This window comes from Pseudomonas anatoliensis, assembly GCF_017976235.1.
Classification (GTDB): domain Bacteria; phylum Pseudomonadota; class Gammaproteobacteria; order Pseudomonadales; family Pseudomonadaceae; genus Aquipseudomonas; species Aquipseudomonas anatoliensis.
Genome location: NZ_JACVHC010000001.1, coordinates 559,358 through 582,603, shown reverse-complemented (window position 1 = coordinate 582,603; position 23,246 = coordinate 559,358). Strand labels below are relative to the sequence as shown.

22 protein-coding genes are annotated in these 23,246 nt (G+C 59.0%); 14 read left to right on the top strand and 8 right to left on the bottom strand.

Annotated elements, in window-relative coordinates; all coding sequences use genetic code 11:
* Positions 1–339 precede the first annotated feature (339 nt).
* Genes ICA16_RS02630 through ICA16_RS02615 form a run of 4 tightly spaced genes read left to right on the top strand, consistent with a single transcriptional unit; the run spans position 340 to position 4,296 of the window.
* A complete protein-coding gene (locus ICA16_RS02630; protein ID WP_150602761.1) occupies positions 340–1,365 on the top strand; it encodes an ABC transporter substrate-binding protein in 1,026 nt (341 codons plus the stop codon).
* The gene (locus tag ICA16_RS02625; protein ID WP_042559517.1) at positions 1,362–2,309 is read left to right on the top strand and encodes an ABC transporter permease; all 948 of its coding nucleotides are present in this window, start codon (positions 1,362–1,364) and stop codon (positions 2,307–2,309) included. Before ICA16_RS02630 ends, ICA16_RS02625 begins: the two co-directional genes overlap by 4 nt.
* A 6-nt stretch (positions 2,310–2,315) precedes the next feature.
* Positions 2,316–3,125, top strand: a complete 810-nt coding sequence (locus ICA16_RS02620) for an ABC transporter permease (RefSeq protein WP_007918021.1) — start codon at positions 2,316–2,318, stop codon at positions 3,123–3,125.
* A gap of 16 nt (positions 3,126–3,141) precedes the next feature.
* A complete protein-coding gene (locus ICA16_RS02615; RefSeq protein ID WP_210699861.1) occupies positions 3,142–4,296 on the top strand; it encodes an ABC transporter ATP-binding protein in 1,155 nt (384 codons plus the stop codon).
* A gap of 221 nt (positions 4,297–4,517) precedes the next feature.
* Here ICA16_RS02615 and map read toward each other — a convergent pair whose 3' ends face one another.
* Together map and ICA16_RS02605 are read right to left on the bottom strand one after the other, a co-directional pair.
* The gene (gene map / locus ICA16_RS02610; RefSeq protein ID WP_210699860.1) at positions 4,518–5,309 is read right to left on the bottom strand and encodes a type I methionyl aminopeptidase; all 792 of its coding nucleotides are present in this window, start codon (positions 5,307–5,309) and stop codon (positions 4,518–4,520) included.
* Complete coding sequence (locus ICA16_RS02605) at positions 5,306–5,533, bottom strand: ParD-like family protein (RefSeq protein WP_042559521.1); 228 nt, start codon at positions 5,531–5,533, stop codon at positions 5,306–5,308. The genes map and ICA16_RS02605 overlap by 4 nt, the downstream gene beginning before the upstream one ends.
* 506 nt (positions 5,534–6,039) lie before the next feature.
* Here ICA16_RS02605 and ICA16_RS02600 point away from each other — a divergent pair.
* Positions 6,040–7,416 (top strand): pyridoxal-phosphate dependent enzyme, encoded by a 1,377-nt coding sequence (locus ICA16_RS02600; protein ID WP_210699859.1) that lies wholly within the window; start codon positions 6,040–6,042, stop codon positions 7,414–7,416.
* Complete coding sequence (locus tag ICA16_RS02595) at positions 7,413–8,585, top strand: cystathionine gamma-synthase (protein WP_210699858.1); 1,173 nt, start codon at positions 7,413–7,415, stop codon at positions 8,583–8,585. The genes ICA16_RS02600 and ICA16_RS02595 overlap by 4 nt, the downstream gene beginning before the upstream one ends.
* Before the next feature lie 526 nt (positions 8,586–9,111).
* On the opposite strand, the gene ICA16_RS02590 is transcribed toward ICA16_RS02595, so the two are convergent.
* Positions 9,112–10,110, bottom strand: a complete 999-nt coding sequence (locus tag ICA16_RS02590; RefSeq protein WP_150615378.1) for a bile acid:sodium symporter family protein — start codon at positions 10,108–10,110, stop codon at positions 9,112–9,114.
* 84 nt (positions 10,111–10,194) lie between these two features.
* On the opposite strand from ICA16_RS02590, the gene ICA16_RS02585 reads away from it, so the two are divergent.
* Both ICA16_RS02585 and ICA16_RS02580 read left to right on the top strand, forming a co-directional pair.
* Entirely contained in the window at positions 10,195–10,983 is a 789-nt protein-coding gene (locus tag ICA16_RS02585) for an AraC family transcriptional regulator (RefSeq protein WP_210552932.1), read from the top strand.
* Between the two features lie 136 nt (positions 10,984–11,119).
* Positions 11,120–12,094 carry a TerC family protein gene (locus ICA16_RS02580; RefSeq protein ID WP_210699857.1) on the top strand — a complete coding sequence of 325 codons (975 nt, stop codon included), beginning with the start codon at positions 11,120–11,122 and terminating at the stop codon, positions 12,092–12,094.
* Positions 12,095–12,210: 116 nt separating this feature from the next.
* Here the strand turns inward: ICA16_RS02580 and ICA16_RS02575 are convergent, their stop codons facing one another.
* Both ICA16_RS02575 and ICA16_RS02570 read right to left on the bottom strand, forming a co-directional pair.
* Positions 12,211–13,311: a polyamine ABC transporter substrate-binding protein gene (locus tag ICA16_RS02575; RefSeq protein WP_150602779.1), complete on the bottom strand. Its 1,101-nt coding sequence runs from the start codon at positions 13,309–13,311 to the stop codon at positions 12,211–12,213.
* A gap of 337 nt (positions 13,312–13,648) precedes the next feature.
* Positions 13,649–15,088: a purine-cytosine permease family protein gene (locus ICA16_RS02570; protein WP_210699856.1), complete on the bottom strand. Its 1,440-nt coding sequence runs from the start codon at positions 15,086–15,088 to the stop codon at positions 13,649–13,651.
* Positions 15,089–15,412: 324 nt separating this feature from the next.
* On the opposite strand from ICA16_RS02570, the gene ICA16_RS02565 reads away from it, so the two are divergent.
* Together ICA16_RS02565 and ICA16_RS02560 are read left to right on the top strand one after the other, a co-directional pair.
* Positions 15,413–15,898 (top strand): flavin reductase family protein, encoded by a 486-nt coding sequence (locus ICA16_RS02565; protein ID WP_047301703.1) that lies wholly within the window; start codon positions 15,413–15,415, stop codon positions 15,896–15,898.
* Between the two features lie 209 nt (positions 15,899–16,107).
* Positions 16,108–17,151 (top strand): LLM class flavin-dependent oxidoreductase, encoded by a 1,044-nt coding sequence (locus ICA16_RS02560; protein WP_210552935.1) that lies wholly within the window; start codon positions 16,108–16,110, stop codon positions 17,149–17,151.
* 94 nt (positions 17,152–17,245) lie between these two features.
* On the opposite strand, the gene ICA16_RS02555 is transcribed toward ICA16_RS02560, so the two are convergent.
* Positions 17,246–17,695 (bottom strand): winged helix-turn-helix transcriptional regulator, encoded by a 450-nt coding sequence (locus ICA16_RS02555; protein ID WP_150602783.1) that lies wholly within the window; start codon positions 17,693–17,695, stop codon positions 17,246–17,248.
* 184 nt (positions 17,696–17,879) lie between these two features.
* On the opposite strand from ICA16_RS02555, the gene ICA16_RS02550 reads away from it, so the two are divergent.
* A complete protein-coding gene (locus ICA16_RS02550) occupies positions 17,880–18,698 on the top strand; it encodes an alpha/beta fold hydrolase (protein WP_210552937.1) in 819 nt (272 codons plus the stop codon).
* Between the two features lie 163 nt (positions 18,699–18,861).
* Complete coding sequence (locus ICA16_RS02545) at positions 18,862–19,485, top strand: glutathione S-transferase family protein (protein WP_210699855.1); 624 nt, start codon at positions 18,862–18,864, stop codon at positions 19,483–19,485.
* Between the two features lie 6 nt (positions 19,486–19,491).
* On the opposite strand, the gene ICA16_RS02540 is transcribed toward ICA16_RS02545, so the two are convergent.
* Entirely contained in the window at positions 19,492–19,989 is a 498-nt protein-coding gene (locus tag ICA16_RS02540; protein ID WP_210552939.1) for a winged helix-turn-helix transcriptional regulator, read from the bottom strand.
* Positions 19,990–20,088: 99 nt separating this feature from the next.
* Here ICA16_RS02540 and ICA16_RS02535 point away from each other — a divergent pair, with 99 nt between their 5' ends.
* Positions 20,089–20,727, top strand: coding sequence for a cysteine hydrolase family protein (locus tag ICA16_RS02535; protein ID WP_210699854.1), 639 nt, complete (start codon positions 20,089–20,091; stop codon positions 20,725–20,727).
* 95 nt (positions 20,728–20,822) lie between these two features.
* Here the strand turns inward: ICA16_RS02535 and ptrR are convergent, their stop codons facing one another.
* Positions 20,823–21,701, bottom strand: a complete 879-nt coding sequence (gene ptrR, locus ICA16_RS02530; protein WP_210553197.1) for a putrescine utilization regulator PtrR — start codon at positions 21,699–21,701, stop codon at positions 20,823–20,825.
* Between the two features lie 104 nt (positions 21,702–21,805).
* On the opposite strand from ptrR, the gene ICA16_RS02525 reads away from it, so the two are divergent.
* On the top strand, positions 21,806–23,197 hold the full coding sequence (locus tag ICA16_RS02525) for an aldehyde dehydrogenase family protein (RefSeq protein ID WP_210699853.1): 1,392 nt from the start codon (positions 21,806–21,808) through the stop codon (positions 23,195–23,197).
* Positions 23,198–23,246 lie beyond the last annotated feature (49 nt).

Sequence of the window (23,246 nt, the reverse complement as noted above, 5' to 3'; positions counted from 1 at the left end):
CCCCTGTGGTGAGGGGATTTATCCCCGTTGGGCTGCGAAGCGGCCCCAAATCCTGCCAACGCGATCCTTCAGGAATAGCGCGTTTTCCGCTTTCAGGGCTGCTCCGCAGCCCAGCGGGGATAAATCCCCTCGCCACAATTTCATCCACTGCACATCTTCGGTGCCCCCCCAAAAACTACTTCGCCAGATAACCGGTCAGGCAAAGTGCTTGCAGAAAGCTTGGAATACCATAATATGATATTCCATAGACCGGACACTCCAACGAACGTCCATCTACTGCTCCCGACAGGCGGGCAACAACGCAAGCCCGCTCAAAAACACAACAATGAGGGCGTGAACATGGTGTTGAACAAAGCTGCAACCGCGATCTTTTTTGCGGGACTGCTCAGCGTTACCGGCCAGGCTGCAATGGCCGCCGAAAGCGTGAATTTTGTCAGTTGGGGCGGAAGCACCCAGGATGCGCAAAAACAGGCCTGGGCTGATCCGTTCAGCAAGGCCAGCGGCATCACCGTCGTTCAGGATGGCCCGACCGACTACGGCAAACTCAAAGCCATGGTTGAAAGCGGCAACGTGCAATGGGATGTGGTCGATGTCGAAGCCGATTTCGCCCTGCGCGCTGCGGCTGAAGGCCTGCTCGAACCCCTCGATTTCAAAGTCATCCAGCGCGACAAAATCGACCCGCGTTTTGTCAGCGATCACGGCGTCGGCTCGTTCTTCTTCTCCTTCGTCCTCGGCTACAACGAGAGCAAACTCGGCGCCAACAAGCCGCAGGACTGGAGCGCCCTGTTCGACACGAAGACCTACCCCGGCAAACGCGCCCTGTACAAATGGCCAAGCCCCGGCGTACTCGAACTGGCGCTGCTGGCCGATGGCGTAGCCGCCGACAAGCTCTATCCGCTGGATCTGGATCGCGCCTTCAAGAAACTCGACACCATCAAGAAAAACATCGTCTGGTGGGGCGGCGGCGCGCAGTCGCAGCAACTGCTGGCATCCGGCGAAGCGAGCATGGGCCAGTTCTGGAACGGCCGCGTTCACGCCTTGCAGGAAGACGGCGCGCCAGTCGGCGTGAGCTGGAAACAGAACCTGGTCATGGCCGACATTCTGGTCATTCCCAAAGGCTCGAAAAACAAGGACGCGGCGATGAAGTTTCTGGCCAACGCCAGCAGCGCCAAGGGCCAGGCCGACTTCTCCAACCTGACCGCCTACGCCCCGGTCAACCTCGACAGTGTGGAGCGTCTGGATTCGACGCTGGCCCCCAACCTGCCGACTGCCTACGCTAAGGATCAGATCACTCTTGATTTCGCGTACTGGGCCAAGAACGGTCCGGCCATCGCGACACGGTGGAACGAATGGCTGGTCAAATGAAAATGGCGGCCACTGCGTCCCGTCCCTCCACTGCCACCGGGAGCGCCGCACGCGCTGCCGGCTCGGCCGAAGGCAAAAAGGCGATTGCGATGCCGCAAGCCGAGTCCCTCAAACAACGCTGGCGCGGTGCCGGCAACCTCCTCCCGGCGCTGCTGTTTCTCGGCCTGTTCTTTCTTGCGCCGCTGATTGGCCTGCTGTTGCGCGGCGTGCTGGAACCTGTGCCTGGCCTGGGCAACTATGAACAACTGTTCGCTAACTCGGCGTACGCCCGAGTGCTGCTCAACACCTTTTCGGTGGCCGGGCTGGTAACGGTGTTCAGTCTGCTGTTGGGCTTTCCGCTGGCCTGGGCGATCACGTTGGTGCCACGCGGCTGGGGGCGCTGGATTCTCAACATCGTGCTGCTGTCGATGTGGACCAGCCTGCTCGCCCGCACCTATTCGTGGCTGGTGCTGCTGCAAGCTTCGGGGGTGATCAACAAAGCGCTGATGGCGATGGGCATCATTGATCAGCCGCTGGAAATGGTGCACAACCTGACCGGTGTGGTGATCGGCATGAGCTACATCATGATTCCGTTCATCGTGCTGCCGTTGCAGGCGACCATGCAGGCCATCGACCCGATGATTCTGCAGGCCGGCTCGATCTGCGGCGCCAGTCCCTGGACCAATTTCTTCCGGGTGTTCCTGCCGCTGTGCCGGCCAGGTCTGGCGTCCGGCGGCTTGATGGTGTTCGTGATGTCGCTCGGTTACTACGTCACCCCGGCGCTGCTCGGCGGGGCGCAGAACATGATGCTGCCGGAGTTCATCATTCAGCAGGTGCAATCGTTCCTCAATTGGGGCCTGGCCAGTGCCGGCGCCGCGTTGCTGATCGCGATCACGCTGGTGCTGTTCTACTTCTACCTGAAGCTTCAGCCGGAATCCCCGGTTGGCGCCAGCAACGCGAGGTAAGCCGACATGCTCCTGACTCCCAACGCAATGAGCCGGCGCATGCGTTTCGGCCTCTACGCCACCACCGGGTTGATCGGTCTGTTTTTGCTGTTGCCGATCGTCTTTATCGTGCTGCTGTCGTTCGGTTCATCCCAGTGGCTGGTGTTTCCGCCACCGGGCTGGACGCTGAAATGGTATGGCCAGTTCTTCTCCAACCCGGACTGGATGAACGCCGCAGCGGCCAGCCTCAAGGTCGCGGTACTGACGACGATCTGTGCCGTGGCCCTCGGTTTGCCGACGGCGTTTGCCTTGGTGCGTGGGCGTTTTCCCGGCCGCGAGATGCTCTACGGCCTGTTCACCCTGCCGATGATCGTGCCGCTGGTGATCATTGCCGTGGCGGTGTACGCGCTGTTTCTCAAGCTCGGTTACACCGGGACGATGTTCGCCTTCGTCGTCAGCCATGTGATCGTCGCACTGCCGTTCACCATCATCTCGATCATCAACTCGTTGAAGCTGTTCGATCAGTCGATTGAAGACGCAGCGGTGATCTGCGGGGCCTCACGCCTGCAAGCGGTATTCAAGGTGACGTTCCCGGCGATTCGTCCGGGCATGGTCGCCGGCGCCCTCTTCGCCTTCCTGGTTTCGTGGGACGAAGTGGTGCTCAGCGTGATGATGGCCAGCCCGACGCTGCAAACCCTTCCCGTAAAAATGTGGACCACCCTGCGTCAAGACCTGACACCGGTGATCGCCGTCGCTTCGACGCTGCTGATCGGGCTGTCAGTATTGGTCATGGTGATCGCCGCCGCTCTGCGCCGGCGCAACGAAATCAGCGCTTGAGCGCCAGGAGTACGACATGAGTGCCGTGATCAAAGACGCATCCCAGCAGAACGACAAACCCCTGGTCAGCCTGCGCAACCTGAACAAGCACTACGGCGACTTTGCTGCCGTGGACGACATCTCGCTGGACATCAAGGACGGTGAATTCCTCACCTTCCTCGGCTCCAGCGGCTCCGGCAAAAGCACCACGCTGTCGATGCTTGCCGGTTTCGAAACGCCGAGCAGCGGCGAGATCCTCGTCAACGGTCAGTCGCTGGTCAACGTGCCGCCGCACAAGCGCGACATCGGCATGGTGTTCCAGCGTTATTCGCTGTTCCCGCATCTGTCGGTGCGCGACAACATCGCGTTCCCGTTGGCGATCCGCAAACTCGCTACGGCCGAACGCGAACGGCGTGTCGATGCGATGTTGAAGCTGGTGCAACTCGAACAGTTCGCCCATCGCCGCCCTTCGCAACTGTCCGGTGGCCAACAGCAGCGTGTAGCAATTGCTCGCGCACTGGTTTACGAGCCACGCATTCTGCTGATGGACGAACCGCTGGGGGCGCTGGACAAAAAGCTGCGCGAAGATTTGCAGGATGAACTGCGCCAGTTGCATCGGCGTCTGGGCATCACCATCGTCTACGTGACCCACGATCAGGAAGAAGCGATGCGCTTGTCGCAGCGCATCGCGATTTTCAGCCACGGCAAGATTGTCGGTTTGGGCAGCGGGTATGACCTTTATCAGAACCCGCCGAATGCCTTTGTCGCGTCGTTTCTTGGCAATTCAAACTTCCTCAAGCTCAAGGCGCAGGGCAATGCAGCGGCTTCGTTTGAAGGGCAGTCGTTGTCGATTCGACTGACGGCCGGATTGCATGCTGATCAGGATGTGTTGCTGATGGTGCGCCCGGAAAAGGCGCAGGCGTTGAGCGTATCGCAAGCGATCAGCGAACCGCTGGCGGCGGGTTGGAATGAAGTGTCCGCGAAGGTTGTTGAGGTGCTGTTTCTGGGTGAGAGCCAGACGTGCAGTGTGGTGACGTCGGGCGGGACTTCGATGACGGTCAAGGCGTTGTCGGCGGCGGGCATGCCGCTCAAGGCTGGGGATCCGGTGCAGGTACGCTGGGCCACCGCCGACGCTTGCGTCTACACCGAATGGACTGAAAGCGATCTGAACAAAGCCGCCGGAGCCCACTGAGCCCCCCCTGTAGGAGCTGCCGCAGGCTGCGATCTTTTGATCTTGCTGTGAAAAAACAAGATCAAAAGATCGCAGCCTCGTTTCACTCGACAGCTCCTACAAGAATATATTCCGAATGTGGGAGCGAGCCTGCTCGCGAATGCGGTGTGTCATTCAATGTTGATGTTGACTGATACGGCCTCTTCGCGAGCAGGCTCGCTCCCACAGTGATTTTGCGGTGCTCAGACGATCGGGGTAAAACCCTCAATCTCATCCGGCCAAGCCGTCAGCACTTCAAACCCCGTTTCCGTCACCGCCACCATATGCTCCCACTGCGCCGACAACGAGCCATCCTTGGTCAGCACGGTCCAGCCATCCGGCATGTTCTTCACATGGCGTTTACCGGCATTGAGCATCGGCTCAACGGTAAAAATCATCCCGGCCTTGAGCTTCATGCCCTGATTCGGGAAGCCGTAATGCAGGATCTGCGGGTCATCGTGATAAACCTTGCCGATCCCGTGGCCGCAATACTCACGCACCACGCTGAAGCCTTCTTTCTCCGCCAGGCTCTGGATTGCATGGCCGATATCGCCCAAGGTCGCGCCCGGACGCACTACGCGAATGCCCGCGCACATGGCGTCGTACGTCGTTTTGATCAGGTGCTGCGCCTCAGGCGTCGCCTCCCCGACCACGTACATGCGGCTGGTATCGCCAAACCAGCCATCCTTGATGACGGCGATGTCGAGGTTGACGATATCGCCATCCTTGAGCGGCGTGCCCGACGGGATACCGTGGCACACCACATCGTTGACCGAGGCGCACACGGTTTTCGGGAAACCGTGATAACCGACATTGGCGGGAATGGCTTTCTGCACATTGACGATGTAGTCGTTGCACAACCGATCCAGGTCATCGGTAGTGACGCCTGCCTTGACGTGCGGCACCAGCATCGCCAGCACTTGCGCGGCGAGTTTGCCGGCGGCGCGCGATTGGGCGATGTCGGCCGGGGTGTTGATCTTGATCTGGTTTCTCATGCCGTGACGTCTTCCTGAGTCAGTTGTTGCAGGTCCAGCCCGCCGTTTTGTTCAGCACGAATCAGCAAACGGCAGATCGCGCTATGGTCGAGGTTGGGGTGCAGTTCGGCGAGCATGCCGATGCGCATCCAGTGCTCGGCTTGCGCGTTGATCGAGCGGCTGAGTGCGTTGCTGGAGATGCGCAGATTCTCGTGCATATCCTCTGAAATCTTTACGATGCCCATGGTGAAATCCGATACGAAGTGTATATGGTTCGTATATTAGCCAGGCCTGTTGAGGAATTGCAAATCGAACCCTGCAGGCAAGGAATTTCAGGCAAAAAAAAGCTGCCGGAAATGGCAGCCAAAAACTTTGAAGAACACGCGATGTGTTGGGCTCAGTATGGTTGTCGAATAATGACAGTGTCATGACAGCAACACTTCACCGCTGATCCCTGTGGGAGCTGGCTTGCCAGCGATGAGGCCCGGACACTCGACATTGATGCTGGCTGACCCACCGTCATCGCTGGCAAGCCATCTCCCACATTTTTTCTGTACAGCCCTCGAACTCGCATGGCCCTCCTCCCGTTGATAACGCCCCGCCCCTCGGCAAATTCAGTTCTATAGTTAGATCAAAATCGCTGAGCTTTTCAGCCCACTGGGTGGTTGCGGCAGATCCCTTCACGGCCTATGTTGCAGGCGAGCTTTTCCCCGCGAATGGAACGCGATCAATCACCAACAAGAGGTGAAGAATGTCGAAGGAATCCCGCCCTGCCGTACTTGGGCTGATAGGAAATACGCCGCTGGTAAAAGTGACCCGCTTCGATACCGGCCCCTGCACACTGTTTCTCAAACTCGAATCGCAAAACCCCGGCGGCTCGATCAAGGACCGAATCGGTCTGGCGATGATCGACGCCGCCGAACGCGACGGGCGCCTCACTCCCGGTGGCACCATCGTCGAAGCCACCGCCGGCAATACCGGCCTGGGCCTGGCACTGGTCGGCCGCGCCAAGGGTTATCGCGTGGTGCTGGTGGTTCCGGACAAAATGTCCACGGAAAAAGTCCTGCACTTGAAAGCCATGGGCGCCGAGGTGCACATCACCCGCTCCGACGTCGGCAAGGGTCATCCCGAGTATTACCAAGACGTCGCCGCGCGGTTGGCGAAAGACATTCCCGGGGCATTTTTTGCCGATCAGTTCAACAACCCGGCCAATCCGCTGGCCCATGAATGCAGTACTGCGCCGGAAATCTGGGCGCAAACCGAACATGATCTGGATGCAATTGTGGTCGGCGTCGGCTCGGCCGGCACCCTGACCGGGCTGACCCGTTTTTTCAAACGTGTGCAACCGGAACTGGAAATGGTTCTGGCCGATCCGGTCGGCTCAGTGATGGCGCAATACAGCCGCGACGGCTCGCTGCCAACCCCCGGTTCATGGGCGGTTGAAGGCATTGGCGAGGACTTCATTCCGTCGATCACCGACCTCTCCAGCGTGCGCCACGCCTACTCGATCAGCGACGAAGAAAGCTTCGACCATGCCCGTCAATTGCTGCGTGCCGAGGGCATTCTCGGTGGGTCATCGACAGGCACCCTGCTCGCTGCCGCGCTGCGCTATTGCCGCGAACAGACCGAGCCAAAACGCGTGGTGAGTTTCGTCTGCGACACCGGCACGCGCTATTTGTCGAAGGTCTACAACGACCAGTGGATGACCGATCAGGGCCTGTTGCAGCGCAAAGGCTATGGCGACCTGCGGGACTTGATCGCCCGCCGTTTTGAAGACGGTCGTGTCATCAGCGTCGGCCCCGATGACACACTGCTAACCGCCTTCCAGCGCATGCGCCTGGCGGATGTCTCGCAACTGCCCGTGCTGGTGGAAGGCAAACAACTGGTCGGCGTGATCGACGAATCGGACATTTTGCTGGGAGTGCACGAGGACGCCGCACGCTTCAGCCAATCGGTCTCCAGCGTGATGACCGACAAACTGCAAACCCTCGCGCCCGACGCCCCCCTCGCCGAGCTGGAATCGGTGCTCAGCCGTGGCCTCGTCGCCATCATCGCCGACGCTTCGGGCTTCCATGGCCTGATCACCCGCGTCGACATGCTCAACCAATTACGGAGATCCCTCGCATGAGTCAGCAGGACAACAATGCCCAAGGTTTCGCGACCCGGGTAATCCATGCCGGGCAAGAGCCCGACCCGACCACCGGCGCGTTGATGCCGCCCATTTACGCCAACTCCACGTACCTGCAAGACAGCCCCGGCGTGCACAAGGGTTTCGACTACGGGCGCTCGCATAACCCGACGCGATTTGCCCTTGAGCGCTGCGTGGCGGATCTGGAAGGTGGCACCCGGGCCTTTGCGTTTGCCTCCGGGCTGGCGACGATTTCCACCGTTCTTGAGTTGATCGATGCCGGCTCGCACGTGATTTCCGGAAACGACTTGTACGGCGGCACCTTTCGCTTGTTCGACAAGGTGCGCCAACGCAGCGCCGGGCACCGCTTCAGCTACGTCGACCTGACTGACCTGTCGGCATTCGAAGCGTCGTTACAGGACGACACGCGCATGGTCATGGTCGAGACACCGACCAATCCGCTGCTGAGCCTGTCGGATCTGGCCGCCATCGCGCGCATCTGCCGCGCACGCGGGATCATCAGCGTGGCTGACAACACTTTTGCCAGCCCGTACATCCAGCGCCCGCTGGAGTTGGGTTTCGACATCGTGCTGCACTCGACCACCAAGTATCTGAACGGTCACTCCGACGTGATCGGCGGGATAGCCGTGGTCGGGCAGAACGCCGATCTGGCCGAGCGCCTGGGCTTTTTGCAAAACGCGGTCGGTGCGATATCCGGGCCGTTCGATGCGTTTCTTACCTTGCGTGGCGTGAAAACCCTGGCGCTGCGCATGGAGCGTCATTGCAGCAACGCGCAGGATCTGGCGCAGTGGCTGGAACAGCAACCGCAGGTCAAACGCGTCTACTACCCCGGCCTTGAATCGCACCCGCAGCATGAACTGGCCAAACGGCAAATGCGCGGTTTCGGCGGGATGATTTCCGTGGACCTGAACAGCGATCTGGCCGGCGCGCGGCGCTTTCTGGAGAACGTGAAAATCTTCGCCCTGGCGGAAAGTCTGGGCGGTGTGGAGAGCCTGATCGAGCATCCGGCGATCATGACGCACGCCACCATTCCACCCGAAACCCGCGCGAAACTGGGGATTGGTGACGGGTTGGTCCGGCTGTCGGTGGGGGTTGAGGATGTTGAGGATCTGCGGGAGGATTTGGCGCAGGCTTTGGCTAAGATGTGATTCTTTGAAAGGGGCTGCATCGCAGCCCAACGGGGATAAATCCCCTCGCCACAGGGGTAAAAAACAAAGCCCGCACAATGCGGGCTTTGGTGTTTGAGTAGGCGGCCAGTGCTGGTCTCTGGCTTACAAGGTTTATCAGGCTTCTCACAGTACCGGGCCAAATTGAAAAGGTAGTGCCTCGGCTGCTTCACACGGCATAAGGGCTGGATCTCAGCGCGGAGATCTTTCTAACCGTGTACCCTTCGGAACGCGCCCCACGTCCCCTTGCTATCCGTTTGCGCATCAGTCTGCGTCTTCACCTACATCATTGAGCCTAGCAAACGGTCGCAGCGCTGCTGCGGTGTTTTTAGACTGATTTCCTTCTTGTCGCCGTTTGCAAGGAAGCGAAACGCCTATTAAGTCGCAACGCCCCTCACAAAATGCTGATCCCCCATGTAGGAGCTGCCGAAGGCTGCGATCTTTTGATCTTAAAAACAACATCAAAAGATCGCAGCCTGCGGCAGCTCCTACAGGTGACGGTGTGGGGTTATGGATCGACTTGCGCCATCAACTCCGGCACCGATTCCGGTCGCTTCGCATAGCGCTGTGCCAACACCGCGCAAACCATCAATTGAATCTGATGGAACAGCATCAGCGGCAGGATCAACACACCAATGGTGCTGCCGGCAAACAACACCTGCGCCATCGGCACGCCGGTGGCCAAGCTCTTTTTCGAACCGCAAAACAGAATGGTGATGCGGTCTTCCTGACTGAAACCGAAGGCCTTGCCCAGCAACGTCGCCGCCACTAGCACCAGTGCCAGCAAAATGCAGCAGACCACCACCAGCCCGAGCAATTCGATCAGCGGGATCTGCTGCCAGATGCCTTCGTTGACTGCCTCGCTGAACGCGCCGTAAACCACCAGCAGAATCGAACCCTGATCGACAAACTTCAGCCAGTTCTTGTTGCGCCCTACCCACGCGCCGATCCAGCGGCGGGCAATCTGACCCACGATGAAAGGCAGCAGTAACTGCATGCTGATTTTCAGGATCGCATCGAGGGTCGAACCACCTTCACCTTGGACGTCGAGCAGCAGCGTCACCAGCAACGGCGTGAGGAAAATCCCGAACAGGCTCGACGCCGCCGCACTGCAAATCGCCGCCGGAATGTTGCCCCGCGCCAGCGAGGTGAAGGCAATCGCCGACTGCACTGTTGCGGGTAACGCGCACAGGTAAAGCATGCCCATGTACAACGTGTCGCCGATCAGCGGCGACAGCAGCGGTTTCAGCGCCAGCCCCAGCAGCGGGAACAGCACGAAGGTCAGGCCGAACACCAGCAAATGCAGGCGCCAGTGACCGGCGCCGGCGATGATCGATTCCCGCGAGAGTTTGGCGCCGTGGAGGAAAAACAGCAGCGCGATGGCGATGTTGGTCAGCCAGCCGAAACCGACCGCGACCTGACCGCTGGCGGGCAGAAAACTCGCCAGTAGCACGACGCCGATCAGCGTCAGGGTGAAGTTATCGGGCAGGAATCTTGGGCGCGTCATGGTGTGTTCATCCGGGGGTTGCCAGTGCGTGCCGACGACTCTAACGTGAGCGGGAATTACCGACTAACGCCGAAGAGCCTGCAGATGCCGTCTAAAGGACATGAAAAAAGCATACGACGCAGCATTCCCGGGCTACCCAGCCTGCCGCGCCCGCTGTACGGACGCACTGAATCCCTGCCCAATCGCGCACTGACCCGACGCCACAGCCATCCGTGGGTGCAATTATCCTATGCGATTCAAGGGGTGCTCGAGGTCCAGACCAGTGCCGGACGCTTCGTTGCTCCGCCTGAGCGCGCTGTATGGATTCCGGCCGGTGTGCCGCATCGGGTATTCAGCTCGCCACACACTGAAATGCGCAGCCTGTACATCGATTGCAGCGTTGCCGGTTGGGCTGTCGAGCATTGTCATGTACTCGGTGTCAGCGATTTGCTGCGCGAACTGATCCGCGCCTTCAGCCTGGTTCCCGTGGAATACGATCAGTCCGGCCCACACGGACGGCTGGCCCAGGTGATCCTCGATCAACTGGCCGAAGCGCCACAGATCGACCTGATGCTGCCGCTGCCCCAGGACGCGCGCTTGCAACAGATCTACCAGAGCCTGGAGCAGCATCCCGAACAGCAAACCACCCTGAGCCATTGGAGCGAAAAATTCGGCGTCACCGAAAAGACCCTCACGCGCCTGTTCCTGCGCGATACCGGCCTGACCTTCCGCGCCTGGCGCCAACGCTTGCGCCTGCTCGGAGCGCTGACACCACTGGAAAAAGGCGAACGCGTCACCGACGTCGCACTGGCCTGCGGCTACGACTCGACGTCGGCGTTTATTGCAGCGTTTCGTCAGCAGTTTGGGGAAACGCCGGGGGAGTTTTTTCGTTGATCCGCGATCAGCCACGGGGCCGACACTTCGTTAATAACGAACTCTAACCCAGAAATAAACGATTTTTCTTTCGCCCAAACACGTCGCTAGCATGGCCTCGTCTGACCCTAATACAGCCAGAAACAGGGAGCGTGACATGCCAGAAACGAACATCAATATCGGCGAACCGTGGATGTGGGGCGCCTTCATCGTCTTCGTACTTGCGATGTTGGCACTGGATCTTTTTGTGTTCGGCGGGCGCAAGGCGCATCGGGTTTCAGTGCGCGAAGCCTTGGCTTGGGTGATCGCTTGGTGTTTGCTGGCGTTGAGTTTCGCAGGCCTGCTCTGGTGGTATCTGCACGGTGAATTCGGCGGCGAAATCGCCCGGCAGAAAACCCTGGAATTCCTCACCGGTTATCTGATCGAGCAGTCGCTGTCGATCGACAACATGTTCATCTTCGTGATGATCTTCAGCTACTTCGCCGTGCCGCCGGAGTTGCAGCGTCGTGTGCTGCTGTACGGCGTACTCGGGGCGATCGTGATGCGCGCGGTGATGATTTTTGCCGGAGTGTGGCTGGTGTCGCAGTTCGAGTGGCTGCTGTACGTGTTCGGCGTGTTTCTGATCATCACCGGGATCAAGATGCTGGTGTTTGCCGATCAGCAACCGGATCTGGAGAAAAACCCTTTGTTGCGCTGGGTGCGCGGGCATTTGCGCATCACCAGCGGCTTTCATGGCGAACGGTTTTTTGTCCTGCAAAACGGCGTGCGCTGGGCCACGCCGATGTTTCTGGTGCTGGTGCTGATCGAGGCCAGCGACTTGATGTTCGCGGTCGACAGCATCCCGGCGATCTTCGCCGTCACCACTGACCCGTTCATCGTCTTCACCTCGAATATCTTCGCGATCATGGGCCTGCGGGCGCTGTACTTCCTGCTGGCGGACATGGCTGACCGCTTCCACCTGCTCAAGTACGGTTTGGCGATTGTGCTGGTGTTCATCGGCGGCAAGATGACGTTGATGCCGTGGTTTCATATGCCGGTGGAATGGTCGTTGGCGGTGGTGGGTGGGGTGATTTTTGGGTCGGTGCTGCTGAGCCTGATCACGACCCGAGACCCAAAACGCAGCATTCAATGACACCACACAAAAACCTGTAGGAGTGAGCCTGCTCGCGATGGCGCCAGACCATTCAAAGTCGATGTTGAATGACATAACGCTATCGCGAGCAGGCTCACTCCTACAGGGAGGGTGGGTTAATTGCCGGACTTGATGCTGGTCCAGACCCGGGTGCGTACACGCTCAACCTTTTGCGGCAGTGGCTGCACGACGTAGAGGGTTTTCAACGCCTCGGGGGTCGGCGTCAGGTTCGGGTTGCCAGTGATTTCCTTGTTGATCAACGCCATGGAATCCTTGTTCGCATTCGGGTAACCGAGGAAGTCACTGATCGGCGCGATGACCTTCGGATCAAGCAAGGTGTTGAGAAACTCATGGGCCTCGGCGACGTTCTTCGCGCTCTTGGGAATCGCGAACGTATCGAACCAGATCGGCGCGCCTTCCTTCGGCAAACGCCAGTCGACCACCACGCCATTGCCCGCCTCTTTCGCGCGGTTGCCGAACTGATAGAAACTGCCGGAGTAACCGATGGCCACGCAGATGTCGCCGTTGGCGATGTCCGTCATGTATTTGGCCGAGTTGAAGTAGGTCACGTACGGACGAACCTTGAGCATCAGCTCCTTGGCTTTTTCGTAGTCGGCGGGGTTTTGGCTGTTCGGGTCGAGGCCCAGATAATGCAGGGCCAGCGGCAGAATTTCCGTCGGCGAATCAAGCATCGCCACACCGCAGGATTTCAGCTTTTCCATGTTCTCGGGCTTGAACACCAGATCCCAGCTGTCCACGGGCGCGTTCTCGCCAAGGGCAGCCTTGACCTTGGCCGGGTTAAAACCGATCAGCACCGTACCGACCATGTAGGGCACGCCGTACTGGTTGCCGGGATCGTTCTTGCCCAGCAGCTTCAACAGCTCCGGGTCCTGGTGCTTCCAATTGGGCAACTTCGACTTGTCGAGTTTCTGAAACACACCGGCCTTGATCTGGGTCTCGAGGAACTGGTTCGACGGCACCACCAGATCGTAACCGGAGTTACCGGTCAGGAGTTTGGCTTCCAGGGATTCGTTGGTGTCGAAGGTGTCCCAGGTCACTTTGATGCCGCTTTGCGCAGCGAAATCCTTGGGCACCGCCGGCAGGATGTAATCCGCCCAGTTATACACCCGCAGTTCGCGCTGCTCGGCCTGGACCGCGCTGGCCAACAGCGTCAGTCCACACACGGTGGCACCCAGAATACGTTTCATCGTGACCATGGTTGTTTTCCCAAAATGCGACGTGAGTTCGATGGTTTTTATGTTCTGTACACGGCAGTGGCTTTAAAGATAGCCAAGGGTAAAAAGGTCTGGCATTTCGTTGTGGTTTTGATTCTTGCTGACCGCGTAGATGGATCACAGTGGGCGACGGGCCAAAAGGGGATCGATGTGGCCAATTTGAATGACCACCGGGATGCGGAGGGAGGATGTATAGCACCGCTGTAATACTGTTCAGTCGCAAACAGTAGAAGCCAGGAGTCATTGTGGCGAGGGGATTTATCCCCGTTGGGCTGCGAAGCGGCCCCCCTCATCTAAAAGGGCGCCGCGTTCGCCAATTTTACGACTGCTTCGCAGCCGAGCGGGGATAAATCCCCTCGCCACAGCCCAGTTGCGCCGCCCTGCTCTGCTGGGTCTGGCCGCGTGTGGCCAGGCAGTAATACAACGGCACGGTGACCACCAGGCCAACCAGCCACGACAAGTCCGCACCGTCGACCAGATTGGCGTAAGGCCCGACGTACAACGAGGTGTTGGCGAACGGCAGCTGCACGACGATGCCGATGAAGTAAGCGACGATCGCGTGCAGGTTGAAGCGCCCGTAAATGCCGCCATCAGCGCGGAAAATCGAGGTGATGTCGTAGCAACCGCGCTTGATCAGGTAGAAGTCGATCAGGTTGATCGACGCCCACGGCACCAGCACCAGCAACAGCGCCAGAATCAGGCCGATGAACTCTGCAATGAAATCCGCCGACGCGCCAAGCGCCACCACGCAGCAACCGGCAAGGATCACGCTCGACAGCACTACGCGCACTTTGATGCTCGGCGTCCATTGGCTGGCGAAGGTCTGGATCGAGGTGATGATCGACAGCACCGCGCCGTACAGATTGAGGGCGTTGTGACTGATGATATTGAGCAGGAACAGCACCATCAGAATCGGCCCGAGCCAACCGGTGGACTGCTTGACCGCTGCCATTGCTTCGGTGCCTTCCGGCGTCGCCAGCACCGCCACCGCGCCGAAACTGAACGACAGAATCGTGCCCAGCGTAGCGCCCAGATAAGTGGCCCAGAACGGTTTGGCGATACCGATATCCGCCGGCAGGTAACGCGAGTAATCGGAAACATACGGCGAGAAACTGATCTGCCAGATGATCCCCAGCGACACCGTCGCCAACCAGCCAGACAGGTTGAAACTGCCGCGAGTCAGGAAATCCGCCGGCAAGTCATGAGCGAAGATATAGATGAAACCGGCCAGCAGCGCCCCGCCCATCACCCAGGTGCCAATGCGGTTCAGCGTATGAATGAAGTTGTAACCAATGACGCCAATCGCCGTAGCCGCCAACGCACCGATCAGAATGCTCAGCGGCGCCGGCACCGATGGTGCAATGCCGACGATTGATTTACCCGCCAGTACGATGTTGGAAATGAAGAAACCGATGTAGATGATCGCCGCAAAGAACACGATCAACAGCGCACCATAACGGCCGAACTGCCCACGGCTCTGGACCATCTGCGGAATGCCCATGCGTGGGCCCTGCGCTGACGCCAAAGCAATCACCACGCCGCCGATCATGTGCCCAAGCGCAATCGCCAGCAGCCCCCAAAGCAAATCGAGGTGGAACACCTGAACCACCATGGCGCCGGTGACGATGGGCAGTGGCGCAATGTTGGTGCTGAACCAAAGGGTGAAAAGGTCGCGGGCCTTCCCGTGGCGTTCCGCGAGTGGGACGTAGTCGACCGTGTGGTTCTCGATCAACGGATCTTGCCGGGACATCTGGGTCATATCTATGGACTCGAGTTTGTCTGTTCTTATCGTTGTATGAAGCCAAACCGGGGGAGCTTCGTGGCCGCCCCTCAGATGCAGACCATATTATGGTATTCCAAATATTCCACAAGACTGATCCGTAGTTTACGAAGCGATCTGATACGCCATCCTCGCTGATTCCGCGGTCTTCAGGTCACTGGAAAGCCCAATAAACGTTGAGTTTCCGACGAAAGCGCGACGTTTATCGATTCAGCTTGAAAGCCCTTGCAAAGAACAAATACTGGTATACCATCAGACCAATAAACACATAATAATCGCGTCACAACACCCGAGGACTGTCCAATGATCGATGCCGCCATCTACAAACAAGTCATGGGCTCGTTCCCGTCCGGCGTAACCGTCATCACCACCCTGGACGATGACGGCCAGATTGTCGGGCTGACCGCCAGCGCCTTCAGCTCGCTGTCGATCGATCCGGCCCTGGTGCTGTTCTGCCCCAACTACAGCTCCGACTCCTATCCGGTACTGATCAAGAACAAACGCTTCGCGATCCATGTTCTGTCCGGTGGCCAGCAAAGCGAGGCCTACGCTTTCGCCCGTAAAGGCAAGGACAAGGCGCAGGGCATCGAGTGGACATTGAGTGAGCTGGGCAATCCGATCCTGGCCAACGCGACAGCGGTGATCGAGTGCGAGTTGTGGCGTGAATACGAAGGTGGCGACCACGCGATCATGGTCGGTGCGGTGAAGAACCTGATCGTGCCCGAGCAGTGCGCCGGTCCGCTGGTGTATTGCCACGGCAAAATGGGCGCCCTGCCCGTCCTGGCCTGATCGAACATTTTCAGTCCTGTAAAAATGAACTGAAGGCCCCGTCTTGCTCGCGCGAACCTTGTAGGAGCTGCCGCAGGCTGCGATCTTTTGATCTGGTCTTTAAAGCAAAATCAAAAGATCGCAGCCTTCGGCAGCTCCTACAGAGTTCGCCGTGAGCTAGCGATGGCCCAAAATTTTGTAGCCACAACAAAAAGATCCGAGGAAACGTCATGAAATTTTCCCTGTTCGTACACATGGAACGCTGGGACGAAAGCGTCAGCCACCGCCAACTGTTCGAAGACCTGACCGAACTGACCCTGATGGCCGAGGCCGGTGGTTTCAGCACCGTGTGGATCGGCGAACACCACGCCATGGAATACACCATCTCGCCGAGCCCGATGCCGCTGCTCGCCTACCTCGCGGCCAAAACCACCACCATCCACCTCGGCGCCGGCACCATCATCGCGCCGTTCTGGCATCCGCTGCGGGTCGCCGGCGAATGCGCGTTGCTCGACGTCATCAGCAACGGCCGCATGGAAGTGGGCCTGGCGCGCGGTGCCTATCAGGTTGAATTCGACCGCATGGCCGGCGGCATGCCCGCATCAAGCGGCGGCCAGGCCCTTAGAGAAATGGTCCCGGTGGTTCGCGCCCTATGGAAAGGCGACTACGCCCACGACGGCGACATCTGGAAATTCCCCACCTCCACCAGCGTGCCGAAACCGATCCAGAAGCCCAATCCACCGATGTGGATCGCCGCCCGTGACCCGGACTCGCACAACTTCGCCGTCGCCAACGGCTGCAACGTGATGGTCACGCCTTTGATGAAGGGCGATGAAGAAGTGCTCGACCTGAAGAACAAATTCCAGACCGCGCTGGACAACAACCCAGATGTACCGCGCCCGCAATTGATGGTGCTGCGTCATACCCACGTGCACACCGCAGACGATCCTGAGGGCTGGAAAGTCGGCGCTAAAGCGATCTCGCGTTTTTACCGCACGTTTGATGCTTGGTTTGGCAACAAGGAAACGCCGGTCAATGGCTTCCTCGCCCCGAGCCCGGAAGAGAAGTTTGCCGGGCGTCCAGAGTTTGAACTGGAGAGTCTGCACAAGACGGCGATGATCGGTACGCCAGAAGAGATCATTCCGCGGATCAAGTACTACCAGGAACTGGGGGTGGATGAGTTCAGTTTTTGGTGTGACAACAGCTTGCCGCATGAAGAGAAGAAGAAGTCGTTGGCGTTGTTTATCAAGCATGTGGTGCCGGCGTTTCGCTGAAAACCTGGCAGAAAACCAGAACTGAAAAGGGGAGAATTCATCAGGATGAACGCTCCCCTTCTACTCCGTCGAAGACGCTGGTAACGACGGTTTTTCAGTGCTCCACGCCGAACCGGGTCGCTACCTCGTTCGCCGCCAACACGCGACCGTCCGCGGCCTTCAATTCAAGCTTGCAGAGCGGTTGGCGATTCTTCGCATCGACCATCACCGATCCCGCCTCTCCCGGCTCGTACATAAACTCACCGCCCCATTGCGACAGCGCGACAATCACGGTCTGCAAGGCTTTGCCGCGCTCGGTCAGCACGTACTCCTTATAGGCGCCCCCATCGGCCGCCGGCACCGTTTGCAGGATGCCCTGCTCCACCAGCGCCTTGAGGCGGGCGCTGAGCATGTTTTTGGCGATATCCAGATTCTTTTGAAAATCGCTGAACCGGCGTATGCCCTCCAGCGCATCGCGGATGATCAGCAATGACCACCAGTCACCGATCAGGTCCAGTGTCCGGGCAACCGGGCAGGCATTGCCCTGCAGGCTTTTGCGCTTCACGTCAACGTACTCCCTCAAACCAGTGATCGGCCTTGTGGCTCAGGGTTGCATCATACAACCCTGATGCGGAGATCCAACCCAGCACCTGCATACAAGTGAGCGGTTGCGATTGCGTGGATAGTGAAGGCTGCCTTTTCGGCAATCCATGCACGCCCTTCGAAAAACCCTGACGCAAGGAGTTTCCATGAGCACGTTCACCGCACAAGACGGCACCGAAATCTATTACAAGGACTGGGGCAGCGGTAAGCCCGTGCTGTTCAGCCACGGCTGGCCACTGGACGCCGACATGTGGGAATACCAGATGGAATACCTGAGCAGTCGTGGCTATCGCACCATCGCTTTCGACCGCCGGGGTTTCGGTCGCTCCGATCAACCGTGGACCGGTTACGACTACGACACCTTTGCCGATGACATCGCGCAACTGATCAATCATCTGGATCTGCGTGAAGTGACGCTGGTGGGTTTCTCCATGGGCGGTGGCGATGTCAGCCGCTACATTGCCCGGCACGGCAGCGAGCGCGTTGCCGGGTTGGTATTGCTGGGCGCGGTGACGCCGCTGTTCGGCAAGAAAGCCGACTTCCCGCAGGGCGTAGACACGTCGGTGTTCGATGGCATCAAGGCCGGTCTGCTGAAAGATCGCGCGCAGTTCATCGCTGATTTTGCCGCGCCGTTCTATGGCACCAATCAGGGCCAGACCGTCTCCGATGGCGTGCTGACGCAAACCCTGAACGTCGCCCTGCTGGCGTCGCTCAAAGGCACCGTGGACTGCGTGACTGCCTTCTCGGAAACCGACTTCCGCCCGGACATGGCGAAGATCGATGTGCCGACGCTGGTGATTCATGGCGACGGCGACCAGATCGTGCCGTTCGAAACCACCGGCAAACAGGCCGCCGCGCAGATCAAAGGGGCTGAACTCAAGGTCTATGCCGGCGCACCGCATGGTTTTGCAGTGACGCATGCGCAGGCGTTGAATGAGGATTTGTTGGCGTTCCTCAGCCGATAACCCAGGTCAATCAAACCTGACACTAACCTGTGGCGAGGGAGCAAGCTTCCTCGCCACAATCAAAGCTTCATTCTCAAGTGAAACAGCATCGCGTCATGCGGGCCTTCTGCATTGCGCTGTGGTATTTGTTGACGGTCTACAAATACCGGGAGAGGGACATCCAATGCTGCGAATTCTGGGCAAGGCTTCATCAATCAACGTGCGCAAAGTGCTGTGGACCTGCGCCGAACTGCAGATCCCGTTCGAGCGTGAAGATTGGGGCTCGGGCTTCAAATCCACCGACACACCTGAATTTCTCGCACTCAATCCCTGCGCCATGGTGCCGGTGATTCAGGACGGCGATTTCACCCTGTGGGAATCCAATTCGATCATTCGCTATCTGGTAGCGCGTTATGACGGTTCGCACCTTTACCCGACTGATGCGCGCGAGCGTGCGCGCATCGATCAGTGGCTGGACTGGCAGCCTTCGGAGCTGAACCGCTCGTGGTCGTATCCGCTCATGTCGCTGGTACGCAAGTCACCGGATTATCAAGACCCAGGCGCATTGGCCGCCGGCTGCCGAGACTGGTCGCGCAACATGGAAATCCTCGACCGGCAACTGGAGAAAACCGGCGCCTATGTCAGCGGCGAGCAGTTTTCCCTCGCCGACATCCCGATTGGCTTGTCAGTCAATCGCTGGTTCGAGACGCCACTCGCGCATCCGCACCTGCCAGCGGTAAATGCCTATTACGAGCGCTTGAGTCAGCGTCCCGGTTACCTGCTTTACGGTCGCAACGGCACGCCGTGATCAACGCTATTTCGCCTTGAACGCCTCACGCCGCGCCTGCCGTTCGGCGGCGTAGGCTTCTCGCGGTTGGCTGATCAGGTCTGCGCGCCGCAGAGGTTCGCCGCAGTGATCGCATAGCGGGCCCAAACCTGCGTCGTGATCACAGGTTTTGTGGGTCATGTTGACTGCCACTCCCTCTTCCGGTGCCTTGCACCAGGTTTCTCCCCACGCCCGCAACGCAATCAACACCGGATAAAACGCCTCGCCTTTCGCGGTGAGGTGGTACTCGTAGCGTTTTGGCCGCTCGTTGTACAAACGACGCTCGACCAACCCGTCTGCCTCCAGATTTTTCAGACGGGAGGCGACCATCTGCGGGGTGCCAGCGGTTTGCGCCTGGATCTCGTCATAGCGATGGCTGCCCATAAACAACTCGCGCAAAACCAGCACGGTCCAGCGGTCGCCTACGATTGCCTCCGCTCGCGCCACCGGGCACAGCGTGTCAGACGGACTATCGTTTATTGCCATCAGGGCTTGCCTCTTTCATCATTACTATGATTATCATATCAACATGGCAGCGGGACAAGCCCTGCGCACCGTTCAATCTCTTTGCCGGAGCAAACAGTCATGTTGCAACCTCGCTATCCGCTAGACAGAACCGCTTACTTATTGGTCGATCCGTACAACGATTTTCTCTCGGAGGGCGGCAAGGTCTTCCCGCTGATCAAACCGATGGCCGAACAGAACGGTTTACTCGACAACCTGCGCAAACTCGACCGCGCCGTGCGCGGCCTGCAAATTCCAGTAGTCATCGTTCCCCATCATCGCTGGGAAAAAGGCGATTACGAAAACTGGGATCACCCCACGCCGACCCAATGCAAGATCATGCACATGCACCATTTTGCCCGTGGCGAATGGGGCGGTGAATGGCATCCGGACTTCGCGCCGCAGGAAGGCGACATCGTCGTTCAGGAACATTGGGGCTCCAGTGGTTTCGCCAACACTGACCTGGATTTTCGCCTGAAACAAAAAGGCATCACTCACGTGATCATCGCCGGTCTGCTGGCCAACACCTGCATCGAGGCCACCGCCCGCTATGCTTCTGAACTGGGCTATCACGTCACCCTGCTGCGCGATGCCACCGCCGCATTCAAAGCGGAAATGATGCACGCCGCTCACGAACTCAACGGCCCGACCTTCGCCCATGTCATCGCCAGCACCGACGAACTGATCGCCAACCTCAACCCACACGGTGAAGCGCAATGAGCCGATCCGGTATTTGACACGGGTCGTATGCGTGGAAACTCTCGCGACCATCGCCGATGGCTTGTGCCAAAAACCACACTCACACACAGTGCCAATTACTCTTCGGCACGCACCACACCGCGCTCTTCAAGCAAGCGCACGAACATGCTCAAACTGCGCGACACCGTGCCCCGCCGCCACACCAGCCAAGTGGTCAGGTAGCGAAAATCTGCCGTCAGCGGCCAGACACTCACTGTCGCGCTGCCAGGCATGCTTTGCAGCATTTTGCGTGGCATCAGCGCCAGGCCTGCGCCAGCACTGACGCAGGCGAGCATGCCGTGATAGGACTCCATTTCGAAGATCTTGCCGGGTACGGCGGCGTCGGTGCTGAACCATTTTTCGAAATGGTGACGGTAGGAGCAGTTGGAGCGAAACGCATAGATGCTCTCGCCATTCACATCCGCCGCGCGCTGAACTGGCAGGTGATTGAGCGGTGCGATGATGACCATTTCCTCTTCAAACGCCGGCACGCCCTCCAGAGCCGGATGTAACACCGGGCCGTCGACAAATGCAGCGGCCAGACGCCCGGATAGCACGCCATCGATCATTGTCCCGGACGGCCCGGTGGACAGGTCCAGGTCGACTTTCGGGTGCAACTGGTTATACGCCGCCAGCAGCTCAGGGATGCGCACTGCGGCCGTACTTTCCAGCGAACCCAGAGGAAACGCGCCCTGCGGTTCTTCACCCGCAACCGTGGCCCGAGCCTCTTGCACCAGATCGAGAATGCGCCGTGCGTATTCAAGAAAACTCCAACCGGCCGGCGACAGGCGCAAACGGCTTTTCTCACGAATAAACAGATCGACGCCCAAGTCCTGCTCAAGCTGTTTGATTCGCGTGGTCAGGTTCGACGGCACGCGATGGATCTGCGCGGCGGCGGCGCTGATGCTGCCGTGTTCGGCAACGGCTTTGAAGATTTCCAGCTGCACCAGATCCATAGTCATTCTCTAATCGTGAAAGAAACGATCTTTATTATTCAGTTTCCAGAAAACAAACACCACCCTACTCTAGCTCCATCCTTTGAACACGCAGGACGACAGCCATGAGCCAGATTTCCAGCCAGACCCACGCCATTTCGATCAACCCCGCCACCGGCGAGCAGATCGGCCACTACGCGTTTGAATCCGCAGAAGCCCTCGATGCCGCGCTGACCCGCGCCGCCTTCGGCTTCGGCAAGTGGAAACGCAAGCCGCTGCAAGATCGCTCTCGCGCTCTGACCGCCCTCGCCGGTGCACTGCGTGAAACCGCTGAGGCCATGGCCACCATGATCACCCTGGAAATGGGCAAACCCATCGCCCAGGCCCGCGGTGAAATCGAAAAATGCGCGAAGCTCTGCGAGTGGTACGCCGAACATGGCCCGGCCATGCTCGATGCTGAAGCGACTCAGGTTGAAGACGGCAAGGCGCGCATCGAATACCGCCCACTCGGCCCGATCCTCGCCGTGATGCCGTGGAACTTCCCGATCTGGCAAGTGCTGCGAGGTGCCGTCCCAACGCTGATCGCCGGCAATACCTACGTCCTAAAGCATGCGCCTAACGTGATGGGCAGCGCTTATTTGCTGCGCGATGCGTTTACCCGCGCAGGCTTTGCCCCCGGCGTGTTTGAAGTGATCAACGTCACTACCGAAGGCGTCTCCAGCGCCATCGCCGACCCGCGCATTGCTGCCGTTACGCTGACCGGCAGCGTCCGCGCTGGCATGGCCATCGGCGCTCAGGCAGGTGCCGCGCTGAAGAAATGCGTGCTGGAGTTGGGCGGATCTGATCCGTTTATCGTGCTCAATGACGCCAATCTCGACGAAGCCGTTCAGGCCGCGGTGATCGGTCGCTACCAGAACTCCGGCCAGGTCTGCGCGGCGGCCAAGCGTCTGATCATCGAAGAAGGCGTCGTTGAAGAATTCACCCGCAAATTCGTTGAAGCGACGCGCAAGCTGAAAGTGGGTGATCCGCTGTCTGCCGATACTTACATCGGGCCGATGGCGCGTTTTGATCTGCGTGATGAACTCGATCAGCAAGTGCGCGACACCCTCGAAGAAGGTGCGACCCTGTTGCTCGGCGGCGGCAAAACCGCTGGGGCTGGCAACTACTACGAACCGACCGTACTGGCCGACGTCACCGATCGCATGACCTCGTTCAAACAGGAACTGTTCGGCCCGGTCGCCTCGATCATCACCGCCCGCGATTGCGCGCATGCCGTCGCGTTGGCAAACGACAGCGAATTCGGTCTGACCGCGACGATCTACACCGCCAATGTGCAACTGGCACAGCAACTGACCAGCGAGCTGGAAACCGGCGGGGTATTCATCAACGGTTATTCCGCCAGCGACCCACGCGTGACCTTCGGTGGTGTGAAGAAGAGTGGGTTTGGCCGTGAACTGTCGCACTTCGGCGTTCGCGAGTTCTGCAACGCGCAGACCGTGTGGCTGGATCGTAAATAATCCAGACACCACAAAACCACTGCAGGAGTGAGCCTGCTCGCGATGAGGG

Bases quoted from the DNA above. Each gene is read 5' to 3' on its own strand.
- ICA16_RS02630 (WP_150602761.1), top strand. From the start codon at position 340: ATGGTGTTGAACAAAGCTGCAACCGCGATCTTTTTTGCGGGACTGCTC.
- ICA16_RS02625 (WP_042559517.1), top strand. From the start codon at position 1,362: ATGAAAATGGCGGCCACTGCGTCCCGTCCCTCCACTGCCACCGGGAGC.
- ICA16_RS02620 (WP_007918021.1), top strand. From the start codon at position 2,316: ATGCTCCTGACTCCCAACGCAATGAGCCGGCGCATGCGTTTCGGCCTC.
- ICA16_RS02615 (WP_210699861.1), top strand. From the start codon at position 3,142: ATGAGTGCCGTGATCAAAGACGCATCCCAGCAGAACGACAAACCCCTG.
- map (WP_210699860.1), bottom strand. From the start codon at position 5,309: ATGAGAAACCAGATCAAGATCAACACCCCGGCCGACATCGCCCAATCG.
- ICA16_RS02605 (WP_042559521.1), bottom strand. From the start codon at position 5,533: ATGGGCATCGTAAAGATTTCAGAGGATATGCACGAGAATCTGCGCATC.
- ICA16_RS02600 (WP_210699859.1), top strand. From the start codon at position 6,040: ATGTCGAAGGAATCCCGCCCTGCCGTACTTGGGCTGATAGGAAATACG.
- ICA16_RS02595 (WP_210699858.1), top strand. From the start codon at position 7,413: ATGAGTCAGCAGGACAACAATGCCCAAGGTTTCGCGACCCGGGTAATC.
- ICA16_RS02590 (WP_150615378.1), bottom strand. From the start codon at position 10,110: ATGACGCGCCCAAGATTCCTGCCCGATAACTTCACCCTGACGCTGATC.
- ICA16_RS02585 (WP_210552932.1), top strand. From the start codon at position 10,195: ATGCCGTCTAAAGGACATGAAAAAAGCATACGACGCAGCATTCCCGGG.
- ICA16_RS02580 (WP_210699857.1), top strand. From the start codon at position 11,120: ATGCCAGAAACGAACATCAATATCGGCGAACCGTGGATGTGGGGCGCC.
- ICA16_RS02575 (WP_150602779.1), bottom strand. From the start codon at position 13,311: ATGGTCACGATGAAACGTATTCTGGGTGCCACCGTGTGTGGACTGACG.
- ICA16_RS02570 (WP_210699856.1), bottom strand. From the start codon at position 15,088: ATGACCCAGATGTCCCGGCAAGATCCGTTGATCGAGAACCACACGGTC.
- ICA16_RS02565 (WP_047301703.1), top strand. From the start codon at position 15,413: ATGATCGATGCCGCCATCTACAAACAAGTCATGGGCTCGTTCCCGTCC.
- ICA16_RS02560 (WP_210552935.1), top strand. From the start codon at position 16,108: ATGAAATTTTCCCTGTTCGTACACATGGAACGCTGGGACGAAAGCGTC.
- ICA16_RS02550 (WP_210552937.1), top strand. From the start codon at position 17,880: ATGAGCACGTTCACCGCACAAGACGGCACCGAAATCTATTACAAGGAC.
- ICA16_RS02545 (WP_210699855.1), top strand. From the start codon at position 18,862: ATGCTGCGAATTCTGGGCAAGGCTTCATCAATCAACGTGCGCAAAGTG.
- ICA16_RS02540 (WP_210552939.1), bottom strand. From the start codon at position 19,989: ATGGCAATAAACGATAGTCCGTCTGACACGCTGTGCCCGGTGGCGCGA.
- ICA16_RS02535 (WP_210699854.1), top strand. From the start codon at position 20,089: ATGTTGCAACCTCGCTATCCGCTAGACAGAACCGCTTACTTATTGGTC.
- ptrR (WP_210553197.1), bottom strand. From the start codon at position 21,701: ATGGATCTGGTGCAGCTGGAAATCTTCAAAGCCGTTGCCGAACACGGC.
- ICA16_RS02525 (WP_210699853.1), top strand. From the start codon at position 21,806: ATGAGCCAGATTTCCAGCCAGACCCACGCCATTTCGATCAACCCCGCC.